The following is a 15,358-nucleotide window of genomic DNA, read 5'->3' on the forward strand; positions in this document are numbered from 1 at the left end:
AGTCCTGTGGACTATGAAGGGAGAATCTGTGCCAAAAAAGACTGAGAGCACGGGTACTGGGCTGGAATCCTACGTTGCAAAGCTCATGGGCAACGGCTCAAACAGGACTTCGGTAACCGAGGACGAGATTCAGGTCGCCCTGAAGGATATCGATGTTTCTGACGAGCAGCTCACTGCGGTATATTCCGCGCTGCGCAACAGCGGCATCCAGATTATCTCCGCGAGCGGTAACGACGACGCCCCCATGGACGTCGACGATGACGATAACGATACCGATACCGACGATTTCGATGACGACGACGAGCACGATTCCGGCTCGCTCGACGATCACGAGCTCAAGATGGCCCGTCAGGCCGACGCCGAGATGGGTTCTTCCAAGAGCAAGAAGAAGCGCACCGTGCGCACGTCCCGTTCGCGTTCGCGCGTGCGCGGCATCGATGCCTCCACGGTGATGCTGACCGGCGACCCGGTCCGTATGTACCTCAAGGAGATCGGCAAGGTCGACCTGCTGACCGCCTCCGAAGAGGTCGATCTGGCCATGAAGATCGAGGCCGGTCTCGAGGCCACCGAGAAGCTCGAGGCTGCCGAGGCAGGCGAGCTCGAGCTCACGCGTGCCGAGATACGTCGTCTTACGCGCATTGAGAACGTGGGCCTCGAAGCCAAGCAGGCACTCATCAGCGCAAACCTGCGTCTGGTCGTCTCCATCGCCAAGCGCTATGTCGGTCGCGGCATGCTGTTCCTTGACCTGATCCAGGAGGGCAACCTCGGTCTGATTCGCGCCGTCGAGAAGTTCGACTACCAGAAGGGCTTTAAGTTCTCCACGTACGCCACGTGGTGGATCCGTCAGGCCATCACGCGCGCTATCGCCGACCAGGCCCGTACCATCCGTATTCCCGTGCACATGGTCGAGACCATCAACAAACTCGTCCGCGTGCAGCGCCAGCTTCTTCAGGACCTGGGCCGCGACCCGACCCCCGAGGAGATCGGTGCCGAGATGGACATGAGTGCCGACCGCGTCCGCGAGATCCAGAAGATCTCGCAGGAGCCCGTGTCGCTCGAGACCCCCATCGGCGAGGAAGAGGATTCCCAGCTGGGCGACTTCATCGAGGACTCCCAGGCCATCGTTCCGCCCGATGCCGCCAGCTTCTCCATGCTGCAGGAGCAGCTCACCCAGGTGCTCGATTCGCTTGCCGATCGTGAGCGCAAGGTTATTGAGCTGCGCTTTGGCCTTGTCGACGGACATCCCCGTACGCTCGAGGAAGTCGGCCGCGAGTTTGGCGTCACGCGCGAGCGCATCCGCCAGATCGAGTCCAAGACTCTGGCCAAGCTTCGCCACCCCAGTCGCTCCAGCAAGCTGAAGGACTATATCGAGAGCTAGTCAAGCAAGAAGCGCCCTCAAGCACATCCGCTTGAGGGCGCTTTCATGTAGTCGTTGGGGACGTTCTTGAATGACTGGTCGTTTAAGAACGTCCCCAATGACTAGGTCGGAAAATTTCTTAAAAAAGTTCTTGCCCTGAGCTGATTCGTCCGTATAATAAACTTCGTTGCTTGAGAGCACGCACCTATTCCTCGGTAGCTCAATGGTAGAGCACGCGGCTGTTAACCGCGCTGTTGTAGGTTCGAGTCCTACCCGGGGAGCCAGAATTTTTCAGCCCTTTCCGTTGGGCTTTAAATTCCTCGGTAGCTCAATGGTAGAGCACGCGGCTGTTAACCGCGCTGTTGTAGGTTCGAGTCCTACCCGGGGAGCCAGGTTGTAAAACCCGTCGCTTATGCGGCGGGTTTTTTCATGTCGCGGTCGCCGTTCGCGAACGTTACCATATCAACATTTCGTGTCGAGGATGTAATCCCGCGACCCACCACCTCAACACGGCGCGCTCGTTGTAGAATATTGCAATGATTGCTCCCACGACATGGTGCCGCGAGCACCAGATAAGGAGATTCTTGTGTCTGAGACCATTAACGGCAGCCTGAGCGTCTCGAACGACGTTATTGCCGATATTGCCGGTTATGCCGCGATGACGTGCTATGGCGTCGTCGGTATGGCTGAGCAGCTCCAGGGCGCCGAGAGCGTGCGCCTGCTTGCCGGTCAGCGCCTCCGCAAGGGCGTGCTTGTCTCCGCCGACGAGAACGGCCTTACGGTCGATCTTCACGTCGTGCTCGAGAACGGCGTCAACATGAAGTCCGTCTGCCACAATCTTTCGAGTTCCGTTGCCTTCACTCTGCAGGAGGTCGCCCAGATCGATCCCGCTAGCCTTAAGATCGGCATCCACATCGACGCGCTCAAGAGCCGTCTGAACTAGCATCCGAAAACGGAGATTCAAATACCCATGATTGCAAAGACCATTCGCACCTGTTTTCCGATCGCTGCGGCTGCCGTTTCCGACAAGGCCGAGGAGATCAACAAGCTCAACGTCTTCCCCGTACCCGATGGCGATACCGGCACCAACATGTCGCTCACGCTCGCCTCGGTGACCAAGGAGCTTTCCGCCCTTCCTGCCGATGCCGACATGGAGGCCATCGCAGGCGCCATCACCCACGGCTCCCTTATGGGCGCCCGCGGTAACTCCGGCGTCATCACCTCGCAGATTCTGCGCGGCGTGGCCGAGGGCCTTGTCTCTGCCGATGAGCCCATTACGTCCGCCAACATTGCCTTCGCCTTCCGTCGCGCCGTCAAGGTCGCCTTCCAGGCTGTCCGCAAGCCCATCGAGGGCACGATCCTCACGGTCCTGCGCGATGTCTCGACCAAGGCCGATGAGTGCGAGAAGAAGAAGTTCTCGGCTGAGGATGCGCTCGATGCCATCGTCGTTGAGGCGTACCAGTCCGTCGCCCGCACACCCGATCTGTTGCCCGTTCTGAAGGAGAACGGCGTGGTCGACTCCGGCGCCTTTGGCTTCGCCATCTTCCTTGAGAACTTTGTGGCTGCAGCACTTGGCCGCAGTACCGTTGTCGAGGATTTCTCCGCCACGTTTGATTCCGCTGGCTCTGCCCGCGACGCGGCCCTTGGTCGCGTTGAGATCGAGGCCAACGACGATTGGGAGGGCTCGGAGTTCCGCTACTGCAACGAGTTCCTGTTTAAGGCCGACGCCCCGTTTGACGAGGACGAGTGCCTTAAGTTCCTGGGTTCCATGGGCGATTGCGAGCTACTCGTGGGCGCCTATCCCGACTACAAGATCCATGTGCACTCCAACACCCCCAACCTGGTGCTCGAGCACATGCTGCAGCTCGGTCAGATCTATGAGGTCTTTATCCACAACATGGAGATGGAGGCCCACGACCGTACCGCCAAGATCCACGAGGATCAGGAAAAGGCCGCCGAGCCCGCCAAGGCGCTGGGCTTTGTCGCCGTTGCCGCCGGTTCCGGCGAGGCCGACATCCTCAAGTCCCTCGGCGTCGACGTGATCGTGTCCGGTGGCCAGACTATGAATCCCTCGACCGCCGACCTGCTGGGCGCGGTGGACCAGGTCAACGCGACCTCGGTCATCATCTTGCCCAACAACGGCAACATCCGCATGGCCGCTGAGGCTGCTGCCTCAGCCTGCACCGACAAGAAGGTCGCCGTCGTTCCCACCAAGACCGTCCCGCAGGCCTTCTCCGCGCTGTTCGCGGTCCTGCCCGATTCCGAGCTCGAGGATGCCGTCGCCGCCATGGTCGACGCCATCAGCGAGGTCCGCGATGGCGAGGTCACCCGCGCCGTGCGCGACTCCAGTGCCTCTGACGGTTCTCCGATTCACTCCGGTGACGTCATGGGTATCATCGCCGGCTCCATCGACGTGGTCGGCTCCGACGTGAAGCAGGTCACGCTCGACTGCATCAACCGCATGCAGGAGGAAGAGGAGGGCGACGCGCTGACGATTCTGGCCGGCGAGGAGCTGTCCGATGAGGCCTTCCAGGAGATCGTCGACGCTATCGAGGAGGCTCAGCCCGATCTGGAGATTGACGCCCATCGTGGCGAGCAGCCGCTCTATCCCGTGATCTTCTCGATCGAGTAGGCAACTGCCCATGTCCGAGCTGTGCTCCGTGCCGCGCGTCTCGGAGCGCTTTGCCCAGAGCAATGCGCTCGACGAGGATATCGCGCGACTCAAATATGTTTCGGGTAAACGTGAGGAGGCCCTTCGCCGTCTGGGAATTCGGACGGTGGGGGACCTCCTTCTCCATATCCCTCATCGATACCTCGACTTTACCCGTTCGTGGTCCATCGAGATGGCGCCCATCGGTACCGTGTGCACCATCATCGCCACGGTCGACCGCATCGTCCAAAAGCAGCCGCGTCCGCGCATGCAGGTGACCGAGGTATCGCTGGTGGACGAGACGGGCGTGTTGCAGGTCGCCTTTTTCCGCCAGCCCTGGATTGCCCAGCAGCTTAAGCAGGGCGACCGCCTGGCCGTGATGGGCAAGGTCGAGTTTGCCTACGGCTTTAAGCAGATGGCCTCGCCCCACTTTGAAAAGCTCGAGGACGGGCGCGCCGCAGGCACCATTCTGCCGGTCCATTACGTGAGCGATGGCGTGAGCCAGGCGTGGATGCGCCGCATCGTAAGCGGCGCGCTCGAGGTCGTCGGCAATCCGTTCGATCCGATTCCCGCGCCGCTGCGCGCAAAGCGGAAGCTCATGAGCAATGCCCGCGCGTTGCGTTCGATCCACTTTCCCTCGAGCATGGCTGAGCGCGACATCGCACGCCGGCGTCTTGCCTACGAGGAGTGCCTCTACCTGCAGCTGGCGCTGCGTCTGCGCAACGACGGCGGCCTGGTCGATGTGGTGCCCTATGCCCACACTGCGGGCGAGCATCTGGGCGCGCTTAAACAGGCCCTTCCGTTTTCGCTGAGCGACGAGCAGGAGGCCGCATTCCAAGACATCCTGCATGACATGTGCGATGGCGGGCGCGTGATGAACCGTCTGCTGCTGGGCGATGTCGGTACCGGTAAGACCGCCGTTGCCGCCTGCGCGCTGGCTGTGGCTGCCGATAGCGGCACGCAGGCCTGCGTTATGGCGCCCACGGGCGTGCTGGCGCGCCAATATGCCGATAAGACCGGCCCTCTGCTCTCGCAGGCCGGCATGTCCTGGGCGCTTCTGACGGGCGCCACGCCGGCCGCAGAGCGCGAGCGCATCCATGCCCAGCTGGAATCGGGCGAGCTTGACGTGCTCTTTGGCACCCATGCGGTGCTTTCGGATAACGTTGCGTTCAAGCATCTGTCGCTTGTTGTCATCGACGAGCAGCACCGCTTTGGCGTTGGCCAGCGCAACGCCCTACGCGCGAAGGGCCCCGGTGCCGATCTGCTCGTTATGACGGCAACGCCCATCCCGCGTACGCTGGCGCTTTCGGTCTACGGCGATCTGGATACGAGCATCATCCGCCATCGGCCCGTCCCTGGCGCTGGCGTGTCGACACGCGTGCTCACCGAGTCGAGCCGCGACCTCGCCTATGGCGCCATCCGTGAGGCGCATGAAAAGGGTCAGCAGGCCTACGTGATTTGCCCGCTCGTTGAGCCGAGTGACTCGGCCGATGAGCTGGAAGACGTGCCCGGTATTGCCCGCGACGACGAGGGCCGCGTAACCGTCCCCGTGCCGCTGCACGATACGGCAACCGAGCTCGACCGCCTGCGTCTGGCGTTGCCGGGGCTTGCCATCGAGCGCCTTCACGGCCGCATGCCAGCCGGGGAGAAGGATCGGGTCATCGATGCCTTCAAGCGTGGCGAGATCGACGTGCTCGTCTCGACTACGGTGGTCGAGGTGGGCGTCGACGTGCCTAACGCCACCGTTATGGTCATCGAGAACGGCGAGCGCTTTGGCTTGGCGGCTCTGCACCAGCTGCGCGGCCGCGTGGGCCGTGGCAGCGTGTCGGGCACCTGCCTGGTCATGACGCACTCCAAGGGCAACGGCGGCGCATCGGCGGCGCAAGATCGTCTGCAATCGCTCGAAAAGACCTCGGACGGCTTTACACTCGCCCAGATGGACCTGCGTCTGCGTCACGAGGGCGAAATCCTGGGGTACCGCCAGCACGGCGGCGTGACCCTGCGCTTTGTCGACCTGGATGCCGACGAGGAACTGATCGAGTGGGCCCATTTGGACGCGGTCGAGCTCTTGCGGTATGCTAGCGCCCTTGACTCCGTGGCGACGCGCCCCTTGCGCGACGCGGTCGCCATGCGTTATCGACATATCTTTAAGGAGGTCAGCGGAGGATGAGAATCATCGGCGGCGAATGGCGCGGTCGTAAGATCGAGGAGCCCCGTGGTCGCGATGTCACCCGCCCCACGACTGATCGCGTGCGCGAGGCGTGCGCATCTATGGTCATGTCGGCATTCGATTTCGATCTGGACGAGGTCCGTGTGCTGGACGCCTTTGGCGGGTCCGGTGCCTTAGGGTTAGAGATGCTCTCTCGTGGGGCCCGCTCGCTCACGACGTTTGAGATCGATCGCAACGCCGCGCGGCTCATTACCAAGAATATCGAGTCGCTCTGCCGTGACCGTGCGCGTTGGCGCGTGGTCACGGGCGACATGCTGGCGAGTGCCTCGCGCGGTCGTGTACCGGGCGGCCCCTTTGATCTGGTCCTGCTCGACCCGCCCTATGCTTTTGGTGCCGAGCCGGTCGAGGAACTGCTGCAGAACCTGGCTCAGCAGGGTCTGCTTGCACCTGGCGCTTTTGCCCTGTTTGAGCATGCCGCCGCCGATGCGGGCGCGCATCCGGTAGGCTTTGAGACTGTACGTGAGAAGCGCTACGGCATTACCTCGGTCGACCTGCTCCGTTGGGTCGGCGATGACGACGGTGAGGGCGATAGTGCCGTCACCGATGCTGATAACAACGATGCCACGACGTTTCAGGAGGACGCCCATGAATGACACCATCAACCGCGTGATCGTCCCGGGCACCTTTGATCCCATCACGTTTGGCCATATCGATGTGATCCGCCGCGCCCGACGCATCTTTCCCAGCGTGATCGTCGCTGTTGCCGAGTCGCAGGGTAAAAACGGTGTGGGCACCACGTTTATGCTCGATGAGCGCGTGGCGCTGGCCCGCGAGGCGCTCGGTGATATCGACGGCGTCGAGGTCCTGCCCTTTACCGGCCTCTTGGTCGACTTCGCTCGTGAGCAGGGGGCGGGGGCCGTGGTCAAGGGTCTGCGCGCCATGACCGACTTTGAGTATGAGCTGCAGCAGGCCGACCTTAACTATCGCCTGGATAGTGAGCTGGAGTCCATCTTTGTCATGAGTGCGCCGCAGTACGGCTATATCTCGAGCTCGGTCGTTCGCCAGATCGCCTCGCTCGGCAGTGACGTATCGACGTTTGTCCCGTCCAACGTGGTCGAAGCGCTCAAACATCGCTTTTCGTGACGTTTCTTATTGCCTGGTGGCATGTGGTAAACTAGCACGATGATATGTTACCTATGAAAGGAGACCGGATGCCGGGCGAGAATTTTCCTGGCGATAGGATCGTCAGCTTGGTCGATGAGCTCGAAGGGCTGATCGAGGAAGCCAAGCCGCCTTTCGGCAAGAACGCTCAGTTCAAGGTCATCGACGCCGACGTGTTCTTCAACATCCTCGACGAGATCCGCATGAGCTATCCCGAGGAGTGGCAGAAGTCCCGCCGTATCCTTAAGGAGCGCGAGGAGCTTATGGCTTCCGCCGCCGCTCAGGCCGATTCCATCATCGCCGACGCTCAGCAGCAGGCCCTCACCATTGCCGGTGAGCAGGAGATCGTCCGCCTTGCGCAGCAGCAGGCCGACGACATCCGCGATCGTGCCCAGCAGTACGAGCGCGAGACGCGTTATGCTGCCGAGGACTACGCAGAGCAGGTCTTTACGCACCTGGAGGAGAACCTCAAGAGCCTGACCGGCACCGTTACCCGTTGCCGTCAGCAGCTCAACGAGGGTGCCGCCCAGCAGAATGGTCAGTGGTAATGGCTGAGTTCCCGAGCGTTACCGTCGATCTTTCCGAGCAGCTCGAGTTTCCTGGAGATTCGTATCCGCTGACCGGTAAGGTCGATGTCGCCACCTACACGGTGGGCGAGAAGGAGTACCAGCTACAGGACGGCATCGACTACGACGTTGTCTTTACCAATGCCGGTACCGGTGTCTTGCTCACGGGCATGGTTCGCGCGCACGCCACCGGCGAGTGCGACCGTTGCCTGGAGCCCGCCTCGTTTGATATCGCCGGCGAGATCGAGGAGTTCTACCTCTTTGAGGAGCCCGAGGATCCCGAGGCCTACGAGGACGGCTACGAGCTCCTGGGTGAGGACCGTATCGTTGATCTGGGTGAGCCTATCAATGACGCGGTCGTTATGGACACGCCGTTTGTGGTGCTCTGCAAGCCCGATTGCCGTGGTCTGTGCCCCACATGCGGTTGCAATCTCAACGTCGAGCAATGCGATTGCGCCGCCCAGGCAGAGGCAGAATGGGCCGCTGCCACGGAAAATCCATTTGCAGCATTGAAGAATCTCAAGCTTGATGAGTAAAACTGTGGTAGTATCGCTACTTGCGCGTAATCGCCACACTGGATAGTTCATAAGGAAGGTCACTATGCCCGTACCTAAACAAAAGCAGGGTCGTATCCGCACTCACACCCGTCGTTCCGCCAACATGAAGATCTCGGCTGCGGCTCAGTCCACGTGCCCCCGTTGCGGTGCTGTCAAGCTCCCGCATCACGTGTGCCCCAGCTGCGGTTTCTACAAGGACCGCGAGGTTATCGTTACCGAGTAACGGTATACTCTGGATGCGATGCCGTTCCAAATGGAACCACAATGGCCGGCTCAATGAGTCGGCCATTTTTGTATAAGGAGCATGTATTATGAGTAACGTTCGCGTTTGTGTAGACGTTGTGGGCGGAGACGAGAAACCTCAGGTTGTTCTTGATGGTATCGAGGCTGCGCTTGCCGCCGATCTCGATATCGAGGTCTTGGCAGCTGGTCCCGCCGAAATCGTCAATCCCTTTGCAGCTTCCCATGCACGTGTTGAGGCCCTTGAGGCGCCTGACGTTATCGCCATGGATGACGATCCCATTCGCGCCGTGATGACCAAGCGTAAGTCGTCGATCGTGCTTTCTTGCCGCGCCATTAAGAAGGGCAACGCGGATGCGTTCTTCTCCGCCGGCTCCACCGGTGCCATGACCGCCGCCGCCACCGCCTATGTGACGCCGTTTAGGTATCAGGCCGAAGGCAAGAAGCAGCCGGTGCGCCCCTGTCTGACCAATGCGCTGCCCAATCGCGCCGGCGGTCTGACGGTGCTGTGCGACATGGGTGCCAACCCCGATGTGGAGGTCGATGACATGGTGCGTTTTGCCCAGATGGGTAGCGCCTATGCCCGCGTCGTCCTGGGCATCGAGCATCCTCGCGTGGGCCTGCTTGCCAACGGCACCGAGGATGAGAAGGGCTCCAACTTTACCAAGGCCTGTTTCCCTGCTATGAAGGCCGCCGTTCCCGGCTTTGTTGGTAACTGCGAGGGCACCGACCTCACCTCAGGTAACTTCGATGTCGTCGTTGCCGATGGCATGTCGGGTAATATCGCTCTCAAAGCTACCGAGGGCGCTGCCAAGTTTTTGCTGCAGGAGCTCAAGGGCGCCTTTATGGCCTCGCTCGGCACCAAGATCGCCGCGCTGCTCATTAAAAAGCAGATGCGCGAGATTAAGGCCAAGCTCTCTGGCGACGCCAAGGGCGGCGCGATTCTTCTGGGCCTGCGCGGCGTGGTCCTGATCGGCCATGGCGCCACCTCAGTCGAGGCTGTCAAAAACGGTACGCTCGCGGCGGCCGAAGCCGTGCGCGCCGGGCTGGTTGAGAATGTCGCCAACTCTATGGACGGTATCGTTTTATAAGAGCGAGTTAGGGCGCTGTTATGTGCTTCGCGGCGCACGTCGTGGGGTAGAATCAGAACCGTGTCTTGGTACCGCCCGGGCGGTACCATTCTTTTGGTATTCATGCACTATGAGAGGAAGCGCTATGGACCGCTCCGAAATCTTCGACAAGATCGCCGAGGTCGCTGCTGACGTTCTGGGCGTCGATGTTGCCGAAATTAGCGAGGAGACCACCTTTGACGACCTCGATGCCAACTCGCTCGAGCGCCTGCAGCTGGTTACGGCTATCGAGGACGAGTTCAACCTCGAGATCGATGACGAGACTCTGCTCTCGCTCAACTCTGTCGCCGACGCCGTCGACGCTATCGAAGCTGCCAAGGAGGCCTAAGTCTTGGCTTTATCCGAACGACTTACGCGCGCCCAGGAAATCTTGGGCCACGAGTTCAACAATAAGGTGCTGCTGCGCGCGGCGCTTACGCATCCCTCGGCAGTCGAGGGCCAGCCGGTTTCTGCCAGCTATGAGCGCCTTGAGTTCTTGGGCGATTCCATTTTGGGCGCTGTGGTCGCACGCTCCCTGTTTGAGTCCTATCCGGAGTTTGACGAGGGCAAGCTCACGCGCCTGAAGGTGTCGCTTGTCTCGGGCGCTACGCTGTCCGAGGTTTCTCACGAGCTGGGCATTGACGACATCATCATCTTTGGTGCCTCCGAGACCGGTACCGGTGCGCGCGGCCTGCATTCGGCCCTCGAGAACGTCTATGAGTCGCTCGTGGGCGCGCTGTACCTGGATGCCGGCTGGGATACGGCGGCGGAGTTCATTCACCGTACGCTTAAGCCGCACCTGGCCACCGAGCGTGCCGAGCACCCCGCGAACCCCAAGTCGTTTTTGCAGGAGTGTGTGCAAGCCGACGGTCACGAACCTCCGGCGTACAAGCTCGTTGGCTCCGAGGGCCCGGCGCATGCGCCCACCTTTACCGCTGTGGTTTTGATCGATGGTATTCGCCAGGGTCGCGGCTCCGGTTCCTCTAAGAAGGAAGCCGAGGGAGCCGCCGCGCTTGAGGCGCTCGACCGTATGGGTTACACCACCAACGGCGTGATTCTCAATAAGAAGCACGTGTAAGCGAGGAACCGTGTATCTCAAGTCCCTCACGCTCAAAGGGTTCAAGTCGTTTGCCGACCGCGCCCATATGACGTTTGAGCCGGGCCTGACCGTCATCGTCGGTCCCAACGGCTCGGGAAAATCGAACATCTCCGACTCCATCCTGTGGGTCCTGGGCGAGCAGAGCGCCAAGCAGTTGCGCGGCCAGGCCATGGAGGATGTCATCTTCTCGGGCTCGTCAGCGCGCAAGCCGGTGGGTGTCGCCGAGGTCACGCTTGTGCTCGATAACTCGGACCATATGCTGCCCGTCGATTTTGACGAGGTCGCCATCACCCGTCGTATGTATCGCTCGGGCGAAAGCGAGTACCTCATCAACTCGAGCCCGTGCCGCCTGATGGACATTCAGGACATCTTGCACGATTCGGGCCTGGGCAAGGATACGCATTCCATCATCAGCCAGGGCAAGCTCGACGCCATTTTGCAGAGCCGCCCCGAGGAGCGCCGCGCCCTCATCGAGGAGGCCGCCGGCATCTCCAAGCACAAGCGCCGCAAGGAGCGTGCGCTCAAAAAGATTAAGTCGATGGACGAGCACCTGACGCGTGCCCGCGACATCAATAAGGAAATCGCCCGTCAGCTGCGACCGCTGGAGCGTCAGGTCGATCGTGCGCGCAAGTACAAAGAGTTGTCCTCGCGCGCGAACGAGCTTACGCAGATGCTGGCTGTCGACGAGCTGCGTTCGCTGCAGTCGCAGTGGAACGACCTGGAGAGCCGCTCCAAGGAAGGTGCCGCCGAGCTGGAGCTTGCGCAGTACCGCATGGGCGAAAAGGAGCGCGAGCTCGAGAAGCTCCAGGTCATGCTCGAGGAAAAGGGCCTGTTTGTGGGCGATCTGGGCGAGCAGCGCCGCCATATGCAAGATGTGGTCGGCCGCATTAACTCCGACATGCGCCTGCTCGAGGAAAAGGGCCACAACATGGTGTCGCGCCTGTCTGACATGCGCGGGCAGATTTCGAGCTCCGAGCATCAGCGTCGTCGCGTGGTCGAGGAGCTCGAGGACGCGCGTGCGCAGCTTGAGGAAGTGACCGGCGCGCACATGCAGGCCCAGGAGGACGTTGACGCCGCTGGTCCTGCCGCCGCAGAGCTCCACGAGCGGCGCGTGGCGCTCGACAATCAGATTTCGCAGCTTACGCGTGAGCAACGCGATGTGCAGCGCGTGGCCGACAACGCCGCGCTCGAGCTCGCCAAGGTGAAGGACTCGCTGAGCAATGCCGAGGTCGAGGACAACATGTATGCCTCGCGCCTGGAGCAGATTGACGAGCAGCTCGAGGAGGTCACGGCCTCGCTCGAGAGCCGTCGCAACCGCGCAGAGGAGCTTGAGGGTGCTCTTGAGGAAGCGCGCCAGGCCCAGGCCGATGCGCGTGAGGCCACCGAGGTCGCCCGTGCAGCCCTGAAGGACTTGCGTAATCGTGAGAGTGAGGCGCGCAACAAGCTGTCCGAGGTGCGCTCGGAGCTTGCCAGCCAAAAGAAACTCGATGCCCGCATGGCCGACAGCTCGCCGCTCGTGAGCCGTCTGGTGGGTGCGCTGGGCGACGATGTCTTGGGTCGTCTGGGCGACGTGCTGGAGGCCCCGCGCGAGCTTGAGGGCCTGGTTGAGCAATTGCTCGCCGGCGATATCGATGCGCTGCTGTTTGATGACGCCGCCACGCTTGAGCGTGCCGGTCGTGCGGCTCTGGACCAAAAGAAGGCCTCGGGCGAAGCACTGCTGGTGACGCGCGGCGTGAGCGGCTCTACCGCCGCTGAGGGCGCTGCCGGTACCCGCCTGGTTGATCGTCTGTCCGTGCGTGCAGGCTACGGACCCGTCGTCGAGGCGCTGCTCGGCGGCTATTACGTGGTCGATGACTTGGCTGCCGCGCTGGCTGCGCCTGTCGTTGACGGTGTGACCTATGTGACTCCCGATGGCGCCCGCGTAAGCTGTGGCGGCCTGGTGCGTGTGGGCCTCGATGCCGGCGAGGCGTCGGGTGCTCTGGAGCGTAAGCGTCGCATTCGCGAGCTGGAGGGGCTTGAGCCCGATCTGGCTGCCGTGTTTGAGCATGTGTCGGATCAGGTCGTCGAGGCCAACGTTGCCGTCGAGGAGGCCCGTGCCGCCGAGGGCGATGCCGCCGGTGAGATCGCCCGTCTTGAGGGCGAGCGCCGCTCGCTGCTCTCCGAGATCGGCCGCTTGGAGCAAAGCGCCAACAATGCCGAGGTCGAGCGCGTGCGCATCTCCAAGCGCCGCGAGCAGGCTGCCGAGGCCGTTCGTGCCGCGCGCCCGCGCGTTGACGAGCTCACCCGTTCGCGTGACGAGGCGCGTGCACAGGCAAGCGACCTGGGTCTCCAGATTGCCGAGGCCAACGATGAGCTCGATCGCGTTCGCCGTGACGATTCCGAGGCCGCCGGTAAGCTCGCCGATGCCAAGGTGCGCCTGGCCCAGACGAGCGAGCGCCTGCGTTCGCTGAAGGGCCGCGTGCCCGACCTTGAGCATCGTCTTGAGGGCATCGACCGTCGTATCCGCGGAACACGCCAGGCTTCGCGCTCGCTCGAGCTGCTGCGCCTGCGCGTCGACCCCATGCACGAACGCTATTCTGCCCTGTTGGAACGCGCGTCGGATTGGGCAGCGCGCCTGCGTGACCAGGCCTCTCTGGAGGAGGCGGACTCCGCTTCGCTCAAGAAGACCATCGAGGATGCCAAGGCAGAGGTTGCCCGCGCTAAGGAGCGAGTCGATACCGCCTCCGCCGCGCAAAACGAGTTCAAGGTCGCGCGTGGCAAGCTCGAGGTGCAGGTAGAGGCCGCCATTAAGGCCATTACCGCCGATGGCACCACGGTACTCGAGGAAGCGCTCATGCTTCCGGCGCCCACGGACCGCGATGCCGCCGAGCGCGAACTCAACCAGCTTGTGCGCCAGATCAACAACCTTGGTCCCGTTAACCAAGTTGCCATGGAGGAGTACGAGCAGCTCAAGCGCCGCGCCGATTACATCGAGGAGCAGCTGGCCGATCTGGAGAGCGCGCGCAAGGCGCTCACCAAGATCACCGTGGCTATCGACCGTAAGATGCGCAAGGCGTTCCTGGTGACGTTTGAGAAGGTCGATGCGAACTTCCGCGAGATCTTCGCCATGCTCTTCCCGGGCGGTCAGGCTCATCTGGAGATGACCGATCCCGAGCATCCTGCCGAGACGGGTATCGAGGTCGTGGCGCAGCCGCGCGGCAAGCGCATCACCAAGATGATGCTCATGTCGGGCGGCGAGAAGAGCCTGACGGCGCTCGCCCTGCTCTTTGCTGTGTACCGCACGCGCACGGTGCCGTTCTATGTGCTGGACGAGGTCGAGGCGGCACTCGATGACGCCAACCTGTCCAAGCTCATCGGCGCACTCGACGTGTTGCGTTCCGATACGCAGCTCTTGGTTATCTCGCATCAGCGCCGTACTATGGAGGACGCTGACGTCCTCTACGGCGTCTCGATGCAAGCCGACGGCGTCAGTCGCGTCGTCTCGCAAAAACTCGATCGCGAAACCGGAAAGGTCGTGAATGCATAATGGGATTCTTCGATGCTCTCTCGCGCGGACTTGAGCGCAGCCGCGAGGCCCTCAACGAGGTCTTCTACTTTGGCGGCGAGGTCGACGAGGATTTTTGGGAGGACCTGGAGGACACCCTCGTCATGGGTGACATGGGCGCCGAGGTCGCTATCAAGGTCTCCGATGACCTGCGCGATGCCGCGGCCAAGAAGAACCTCAAGACCGCTCCGCAGCTTCGCCGTGCCCTGGCCGAGCAGCTCGAGCAGCACTTTGTGCCCATCGAGCGCGATCCGTTTTCCGATACGCCGAGCTGCGTGCTGTTTGTGGGCATTAACGGTGCCGGCAAGACCACGACGGTCGGTAAGATCGCGAGCGTCATGGCCGCCCGCGGCAAGAACGTCGTGATCGGTTCGGCCGATACCTTCCGTGCTGCCGCTATCGAGCAGCTCGATGTGTGGGGCCAGCGCGCTGGCGTCCCCGTCATCAAGCGCGACCGCGGCTCCGACCCGGCAAGTGTTTGCTACGACGTGCTCGACGAGGCCGACAAGCGCGGCAGCGACCTGGTGCTTATCGATACCGCCGGCCGTCTGCACACGAGCCCTGAGCTCATGCGCGAGCTTGCCAAGGTGGTTAACGTGACGCGTAAGCGCGCCGCCAATATGGCCGCCGGCCCCATGCCCGTCTCAGTCGTGCTCGTGATCGATGCCGCCACCGGCCAGAACGGTCTGAACCAGGCGCTCGAGTTTAACGAGGCGCTGGGCCTGGACGGTATTATCATGACGAAGCTCGACGGCACGGCAAAGGGCGGCATCGCCATGGCCGTGGCCGAGAAGCTCAAGCTCCCGATCCTGCGCGTCGGCGTGGGCGAGCAGGTCGATGACCTGCAGGAGTTCAATGCCAAAGATTTCTGCCGCGCCCTGGTGGGCGAGTCCAATTAAGGAGTG

14 protein-coding genes and 2 tRNA genes are annotated in these 15,358 nt (G+C 62.1%); all 16 read left to right on the forward strand.

Annotated features, from left to right (window positions below; genetic code table 11):
- Positions 1–28: 28 nt before the first annotated feature.
- Positions 29–1,378, forward strand: a complete 1,350-nt coding sequence (gene rpoD / locus DXC52_RS02510) for an RNA polymerase sigma factor RpoD (protein ID WP_117746008.1) — start codon at positions 29–31, stop codon at positions 1,376–1,378.
- Between the two features lie 188 nt (positions 1,379–1,566).
- A tRNA-Asn gene (locus tag DXC52_RS02520) sits at positions 1,567–1,641 on the forward strand.
- Between the two features lie 33 nt (positions 1,642–1,674).
- A tRNA-Asn gene (locus DXC52_RS02525) sits at positions 1,675–1,749 on the forward strand.
- A gap of 161 nt (positions 1,750–1,910) precedes the next feature.
- On the forward strand, positions 1,911–2,300 hold the full coding sequence (locus tag DXC52_RS02530; RefSeq protein ID WP_195919456.1) for an Asp23/Gls24 family envelope stress response protein: 390 nt from the start codon (positions 1,911–1,913) through the stop codon (positions 2,298–2,300).
- A 27-nt stretch (positions 2,301–2,327) separates the two neighbouring features.
- Positions 2,328–3,989 carry a DAK2 domain-containing protein gene (locus DXC52_RS02535; RefSeq protein WP_006234030.1) on the forward strand — a complete coding sequence of 554 codons (1,662 nt, stop codon included), beginning with the start codon at positions 2,328–2,330 and terminating at the stop codon, positions 3,987–3,989.
- A gap of 10 nt (positions 3,990–3,999) precedes the next feature.
- On the forward strand, positions 4,000–6,177 hold the full coding sequence (recG, locus tag DXC52_RS02540; RefSeq protein ID WP_117746010.1) for an ATP-dependent DNA helicase RecG: 2,178 nt from the start codon (positions 4,000–4,002) through the stop codon (positions 6,175–6,177).
- Entirely contained in the window at positions 6,174–6,830 is a 657-nt protein-coding gene (rsmD, locus tag DXC52_RS02545) for a 16S rRNA (guanine(966)-N(2))-methyltransferase RsmD (protein ID WP_117746011.1), read from the forward strand. The genes recG and rsmD overlap by 4 nt, the downstream gene beginning before the upstream one ends.
- Positions 6,823–7,320 (forward strand): pantetheine-phosphate adenylyltransferase, encoded by a 498-nt coding sequence (gene coaD, locus DXC52_RS02550; protein ID WP_055286393.1) that lies wholly within the window; start codon positions 6,823–6,825, stop codon positions 7,318–7,320. The genes rsmD and coaD overlap by 8 nt, the downstream gene beginning before the upstream one ends.
- 68 nt (positions 7,321–7,388) lie before the next feature.
- Positions 7,389–7,886, forward strand: coding sequence for an ATPase (locus DXC52_RS02555; RefSeq protein WP_040358176.1), 498 nt, complete (start codon positions 7,389–7,391; stop codon positions 7,884–7,886).
- Positions 7,886–8,440 (forward strand): DUF177 domain-containing protein, encoded by a 555-nt coding sequence (locus DXC52_RS02560; protein ID WP_055309521.1) that lies wholly within the window; start codon positions 7,886–7,888, stop codon positions 8,438–8,440. The genes DXC52_RS02555 and DXC52_RS02560 overlap by 1 nt, the downstream gene beginning before the upstream one ends.
- 64 nt (positions 8,441–8,504) lie before the next feature.
- Positions 8,505–8,684, forward strand: a complete 180-nt coding sequence (rpmF, locus tag DXC52_RS02565) for a 50S ribosomal protein L32 (RefSeq protein ID WP_022094017.1) — start codon at positions 8,505–8,507, stop codon at positions 8,682–8,684.
- An 88-nt stretch (positions 8,685–8,772) separates the two neighbouring features.
- Positions 8,773–9,792, forward strand: coding sequence for a phosphate acyltransferase PlsX (gene plsX, locus DXC52_RS02570; protein WP_117746012.1), 1,020 nt, complete (start codon positions 8,773–8,775; stop codon positions 9,790–9,792).
- A 124-nt stretch (positions 9,793–9,916) separates the two neighbouring features.
- A complete protein-coding gene (locus DXC52_RS02575) occupies positions 9,917–10,159 on the forward strand; it encodes an acyl carrier protein (protein ID WP_055286398.1) in 243 nt (80 codons plus the stop codon).
- Between the two features lie 3 nt (positions 10,160–10,162).
- A complete protein-coding gene (gene rnc, locus DXC52_RS02580; RefSeq protein WP_117746013.1) occupies positions 10,163–10,888 on the forward strand; it encodes a ribonuclease III in 726 nt (241 codons plus the stop codon).
- Positions 10,889–10,898: 10 nt separating this feature from the next.
- On the forward strand, positions 10,899–14,435 hold the full coding sequence (gene smc / locus DXC52_RS02585; protein WP_117746014.1) for a chromosome segregation protein SMC: 3,537 nt from the start codon (positions 10,899–10,901) through the stop codon (positions 14,433–14,435).
- Complete coding sequence (ftsY, locus tag DXC52_RS02590; RefSeq protein WP_117746015.1) at positions 14,435–15,352, forward strand: signal recognition particle-docking protein FtsY; 918 nt, start codon at positions 14,435–14,437, stop codon at positions 15,350–15,352. Before smc ends, ftsY begins: the two co-directional genes overlap by 1 nt.
- Positions 15,353–15,358: the final 6 nt, after the last annotated feature.

The sequence above is a fragment of the Collinsella sp. TF05-9AC genome (genome assembly GCF_003438495.1).
Classification (GTDB): Bacteria; Actinomycetota; Coriobacteriia; order Coriobacteriales; family Coriobacteriaceae; genus Collinsella.

Bases quoted from the DNA above. Each gene is read 5' to 3' on its own strand.
- DXC52_RS02530 (WP_195919456.1), top strand. From the start codon at position 1,911: ATGGTGCCGCGAGCACCAGATAAGGAGATTCTTGTGTCTGAGACCATT.
- DXC52_RS02535 (WP_006234030.1), top strand. From the start codon at position 2,328: ATGATTGCAAAGACCATTCGCACCTGTTTTCCGATCGCTGCGGCTGCC.
- recG (WP_117746010.1), top strand. From the start codon at position 4,000: ATGTCCGAGCTGTGCTCCGTGCCGCGCGTCTCGGAGCGCTTTGCCCAG.
- rsmD (WP_117746011.1), top strand. From the start codon at position 6,174: ATGAGAATCATCGGCGGCGAATGGCGCGGTCGTAAGATCGAGGAGCCC.
- coaD (WP_055286393.1), top strand. From the start codon at position 6,823: ATGAATGACACCATCAACCGCGTGATCGTCCCGGGCACCTTTGATCCC.
- DXC52_RS02555 (WP_040358176.1), top strand. From the start codon at position 7,389: ATGCCGGGCGAGAATTTTCCTGGCGATAGGATCGTCAGCTTGGTCGAT.
- DXC52_RS02560 (WP_055309521.1), top strand. From the start codon at position 7,886: ATGGCTGAGTTCCCGAGCGTTACCGTCGATCTTTCCGAGCAGCTCGAG.
- rpmF (WP_022094017.1), top strand. From the start codon at position 8,505: ATGCCCGTACCTAAACAAAAGCAGGGTCGTATCCGCACTCACACCCGT.
- plsX (WP_117746012.1), top strand. From the start codon at position 8,773: ATGAGTAACGTTCGCGTTTGTGTAGACGTTGTGGGCGGAGACGAGAAA.
- DXC52_RS02575 (WP_055286398.1), top strand. From the start codon at position 9,917: ATGGACCGCTCCGAAATCTTCGACAAGATCGCCGAGGTCGCTGCTGAC.
- ftsY (WP_117746015.1), top strand. From the start codon at position 14,435: ATGGGATTCTTCGATGCTCTCTCGCGCGGACTTGAGCGCAGCCGCGAG.